Origin of the sequence: Parasphingorhabdus sp. (assembly GCF_036963805.1) — a bacterium.
Lineage (GTDB): Bacteria > Pseudomonadota > Alphaproteobacteria > Sphingomonadales > Sphingomonadaceae > Parasphingorhabdus.
The window spans coordinates 1-809 of sequence record NZ_JBALUN010000043.1 but is presented as its reverse complement, the minus strand read 5'-3'; the positions used below and the strand labels follow the sequence as shown (position 1 = coordinate 809).

Sequence of the window (809 nt, the reverse complement as noted above, 5' to 3'; positions counted from 1 at the left end):
GGACGTATTCCAAAAAGGGTCTCAATCAAACGAAGTTGAATTATAGGAACAGGGGGCTTGGTGGCTTGGTCTTGCAGAATGGTAGCATGCAGTTATGCCATTATATAAGCTTGAGATTGCTTCACCGTTACATTGGAGCTTGCTATATTGTTACATCCGACCTATACATCCGACACAGTCTTGGTAGATTAAATTAATATATTTCAATAACTTAGAGGTCAAAGGTTCGATCCCGCTAGGCTCCACCAATTTTTCGGATGAAAGCCCGTCCGGGGGACGGGCGACCGAAAAATTCCCGCGCGTAAGCGACGGGCCCGCAGCGGGCGGCACTCGCAATCTGTTCTTCGACATATTTGTGAGCTATCGCTGACCCATGCGCAAAGTCCCTACCCATTATGACGCGATAATCCTCGGCGCTGGCGGCGCTGGTTTGATGTGTGCTGCCGTTGCCGGACAGCGGGGGCGGAACGTTCTGTTGATCGATCATGCCGATGAACCGGGCAAGAAAATCCTGATTTCGGGCGGTGGCCGATGCAATTTCACCAATAGCGGCACCGTGGCTGATCGCTACATCTCGCAAAACAGACATTTCGCCAAATCGGCGCTGAGTCGATATTCTGCTGCCGATTTTATCGCGCTGGTCGATCGCTATGGCATCGACTGGCATGAAAAAACCTTGGGGCAGCTATTCTGTGACGGTAGCGCCCGGCAGATCGTCGAAATGCTGATGACGGAATGCCCCGATCAGATGGTAAACCTGTCGCTGGGCAAGGCTATTACCGATGTCAGCCATAGCGATGGTCGTTACC

Annotated in this window: 1 protein-coding gene; it reads left to right on the top strand. The window is 51.8% G+C overall.

The window, feature by feature from the left end; translation table 11 throughout:
* Positions 1-373: 373 nt before the first annotated feature.
* Positions 374-809 (top strand): FAD-dependent oxidoreductase (locus V7676_RS18685; protein ID WP_335661063.1); only part of this gene is annotated, 436 nt, incomplete at its 3' end.